This is a genomic window from Trebonia sp., assembly GCF_049794275.1.
Classification (GTDB): Bacteria; Actinomycetota; Actinomycetes; order Streptosporangiales; family Streptosporangiaceae; genus Trebonia.
On the sequence record NZ_JBARCR010000309.1, the window covers coordinates 1 to 3,735 of the forward strand.

Here is a 3,735-nt window from a genome sequence, read left to right on the forward strand (position 1 = left end):
ACCAGGGACGGTCCGGCGCTCCCGGCGCTCCTGGCGCACCCAGCGACCGGGCCGCGGTGGGGTTCGCGCGGGAGCTGGCCGCCGAGTTCGGCCGGCTGGGGGCACCACTGGACCTGGTCGAGGTCACCTCGGCCGCGGCGCAGGCCGTCTATCCCGGGCACCGGCTGATCCTGGTCCGCCCCGACCTGCACGTGGCGTGGCGGTCCGGGGATTCGATGCCGTCCGCTGCCGCCCTCGCCGCCCTGGTCACCGGGAACGCCTAGGGCCGGCGGACGACGTCAGGGCAGCCAGGAAACGTGGCCGGCCAGCACCGCGTAGCCCACGAAGGCCACCGCGTCGATCAGCGTGTGCGCGATGATCATCGGGGTCGCCCGTTTCCAGCGCAGGAACAGCACCGCGAAGATCACCCCCATCGCCGCGTTGCCGAGGAACCCGCCCAGCCCCTGATACAGGTGGTAGGAGCCGCGCAGCGTCGCGCTGATCGCGACCGCCTGCCATGACCCCACGCCGAGCTTCTTCAGCCGGGTCAGCAGGTACCCGGTGACCAGGACCTCTTCGAGCAGCCCGTTCTGCAGGGCGGACAGCAGCAGCACCGGGATCCGCCACCAGATGTCGGGCAGGCTCTCGGCGACGACGTTCAGCGCGACGCCCGACTTGTACGCGATCAGGTAGAGGCCGAGCCCGGCGCCGCCGATCACCGCCGCGAGCGCGGCGCCGCGCCGCAGGTCGCGCCACGGCTGGGAGAAGTCCACGCCGATCGCGGACGGGCCCTCACCGTCGCGCGCCAGCAGGTAGAAGACCAGCAGCACCGGCGCCGCGGCCGACGCGATCGCCACCAGCTGCAGGAACAGGTCGAGCAGCGGCCGGCCCGGCGCCCGCGAGCCGTTGAGTATCACGCTCTGCGAGCCAAGCGACTGATGGGCGGTCAGCGAGCCGATGTACGAGACGAGCGCGGAGACACCGCTGGCCCCGAGCGACACCGCGAAGACAGCAATGATTTCCCACCGCAGAAGCCGACGGTCCGTTCCGGATGAAGAATTTTCAGGCGGAACCTCGGAGAGAGCCTCGTCAGGAGAGGAGTGCGTCGAAGTCCCCGTCCTGCGCGCCGCCGATCAGCGCCTCGATCTCGGCCCGCGTGTAAATCAGCGCCGGGCCGTCCGGGTCCGCGGAGTTCCGCACCGCGATCTGCCCGCCGGGCAGCTTCGCGAGCTCCACGCCGGAGCCCGCCTGCCCGCCCCGGCCGACGGCCAGCCGCCAGTCGAGCTCGCCCAGCTCACCGGCTGGCATCCCGTTGTAGACCGCGTTGTCGGCCACAGAACGTCAGATCTCCTTCAGCATCGAGCCCAGGATCTCCCTGGTCCGGTCGGGCGAGGTGCCCGCCACCGACAGGCGCTCCATGACAGCGGCGTAGCGCTCCACCTCGTCCGGCTTGTCGAGGTAGAGCGCGCCCGTGAGGTACTCCATGTAGACCATGTCCGGCAGGTCGGCCTCGGGGAACCGCATCAGCATGAACGCTCCCCCCTCGGCCGCGTGACCACCGTACCTGAACGGCATGACCTGCAATGTCACGTTCGGCTCGCTGACCGCGTCCATCAGCCGCTCGATCTGCGCGACGAGCACGTCCCTGCCGCCCATCGGGCGGCGCAGCGCGGCCTCGTCCACGATCGCCCACAGCCGCGGCGGGTTCTCCTTCTTGAGCACCTGCTGCCGCCCCATCCGCAGCGCGACGCGCCGCTCGACCTCCTCAGGGTCCAGGCCTGGCGTGCCCTGCAGCACGACCGCCCGCGCGTAATCCTCCGTCTGCAGCAGGCCGGGCACGAACTGAACCTCGTACTCACGGATGAGCTGGGCGGCTTCCTCGAGCCCCACGAAGACCTGAAACCAGTCGGGCACGGCTTCCTGGTACTTCTGCCACCAGGGGGTCTGGTTCGCTTCGCGCGTCAGCTGGACCAGCTTCTCGCGCTCCTCGGGGTCCCGCACGCCGTAGAACTCGAGCAGGTCGGTGACGTCCCGCTCCTTGAACGACACCCGGCCGAGCTCCATCCGGCTGATCTTGGAACCGGAGGCACGGATGTGATAGCCCGCGTCTTCGCGGGAGATGCCGGCGGCGTCCCGCAGCCGCCGAAGTTGTGCGCCAAGCAAGATGCGCAGCACTGTTGGGCCGCCAGCCGGGGCGGCTCCCCCGGTTGGGCTAAGGCTCAACGCGACCCCTTCCATGCCCAAGGATGGGCCGGTGCTCCCCCCCTACCTGCACTTTCTCACCACCTGGCAAACCGTTGCACGCAACGTCCGCACGCGCATTTGGCTCTTGCACGCGCGATGACCCCCGAATGATATCGCCTTCGGTGCGCTGACACGAGTTTCCGCGAATACTGGAGAAGTCGGACAGAATAGGGCAACCCGCCCGGGCGTGGCTTTGCCTCGGCCAGCAACTATGCTTCGACAGTCGGCGCGTCACGTTAGGCACGGTTAGGGCAGGACATGTTCAAGTCATTCACCGCCAGCGATAAGAAGCAACCGGCCAAGCCGGGCCGGACAGGGCCCGCTGAGCTGGCGGGGCCCCAGGCTCCCCCGGCCCCGGTCCACCGGGCGGCCCGGCTCATGCAGGCGGGCGCCGTCGTGAGCACGCTGTCGCTGATCTTCACGGTGATCGGCTCCTTCAGCCTGAAGCACAACATGATGACCGCGAACGCGCAGAAGCTTGCGGACCACCAGATCACGGCGAGCCAGATCAGCAGCACCGCCACCGGCCTTATCGTCTACACGATCGTCATCGGGCTGGTCTCGATCGGCCTGTGGCTGTGGATGGCGCGGATGAACGAGGCGGGCCGCCGCTGGGCGCGGATCACCGCGTCGGCGTTCTTCGCCCTCTGGTCGCTGTACACCTACAGCGTGATCGGTGAGCTGCACGGCGGCGTGACGGTCACCGCGACCCTGATCGTGTCGCTGATCCTGATCCTGGCCTTGTGGGTGATCGGGGCGGCGACGGTCTTCTATCTCTGGCGTCCCGCCTCGACCGCCTACTTCAAGGCCCAGTCCCCGAAAGCCGAGCCCCGCTGACGTTTTCCCGGAGGTTTCCCTCGTGGCTGATGTAGTCCTCGCCGCGGTCCCCACCCCGTTCGCCGCCGACGGCTCGGTCGACCTCGCCTGCGCGCGCCGCCTGTACGAGTTCCTCGCCGACCGGGCCGACGGACTGCTGGTGGCCGGCACCACCGGCGAGTTCCCCGCCCTGGACGAGGACGAGCGGCTGGTCCTCATCGATACCGCCATCGACGTCCTTGGCCCGGACCGGATCATCGCGCACATCGGCGCGCCGGACGCCTACCGGGCGGTGCGGCTGGCCCGCGAGGCGTCGCTGCTCGGCGCCAGCAGGATCGCGGCGATTACGCCGTATTACCTCGCGGCATCGCCCGCCGAAGTGACGGAGTATTACCTGCGAATCCGGGAAGCGGCTCCGGAACCGGGGCTTTACGCTTACATTTTCCCCGAACGTACGGGGCTTACTGTTGCCCCGCAGCAATTCTGTGAATTGGCCGACGCGGTGGGTTTGGCTGGTGCCAAATTTTCTGGTGTGGCCGCGCGCAACGTGGCCGAATGCGCGGCCGCGCGTCCCGGGCTGCGGATCTTCTCCGGGGACGACACCGACCTCGCCGCGACGCTGCGCGCGGGCGGCGCCGGGATCATCTCGGCGCGCGCGTCGGCCTTCCCTGAGGTGTTCAGCGGGCTGTCCGCCGC

At 69.3% G+C, this 3,735-nt stretch carries 5 protein-coding genes and 1 pseudogene; 3 read left to right on the forward strand and 3 right to left on the reverse strand.

All coding sequences use genetic code 11. The features are described from left to right. A pseudogene (locus WA805_RS08585) lies at positions 1-263 on the forward strand (hypothetical protein); the annotation flags it as partial. A gap of 15 nt (positions 264-278) precedes the next feature. Here WA805_RS08585 and WA805_RS08590 read toward each other — a convergent pair. From WA805_RS08590 to WA805_RS08600, 3 genes are all read right to left on the reverse strand, one after another. Continuing rightward, positions 279-980, reverse strand: a complete 702-nt coding sequence (locus tag WA805_RS08590) for a CPBP family intramembrane glutamic endopeptidase (protein WP_422288851.1) — start codon at positions 978-980, stop codon at positions 279-281. Positions 981-1,068: 88 nt separating this feature from the next. Then, positions 1,069-1,314, reverse strand: a complete 246-nt coding sequence (locus WA805_RS08595) for a DUF397 domain-containing protein (protein WP_422282213.1) — start codon at positions 1,312-1,314, stop codon at positions 1,069-1,071. A gap of 6 nt (positions 1,315-1,320) precedes the next feature. Next, complete coding sequence (locus tag WA805_RS08600) at positions 1,321-2,202, reverse strand: helix-turn-helix domain-containing protein (protein WP_422288852.1); 882 nt, start codon at positions 2,200-2,202, stop codon at positions 1,321-1,323. A 279-nt stretch (positions 2,203-2,481) separates the two neighbouring features. Here WA805_RS08600 and WA805_RS08605 point away from each other — a divergent pair, with 279 nt between their 5' ends. After that, positions 2,482-3,060 (forward strand): hypothetical protein, encoded by a 579-nt coding sequence (locus WA805_RS08605; RefSeq protein WP_422282217.1) that lies wholly within the window; start codon positions 2,482-2,484, stop codon positions 3,058-3,060. Positions 3,061-3,082: 22 nt separating this feature from the next. Beyond that, the coding region (locus WA805_RS08610; protein ID WP_425242074.1) for a dihydrodipicolinate synthase family protein at positions 3,083-3,735 on the forward strand (653 nt) is incomplete at its 3' end.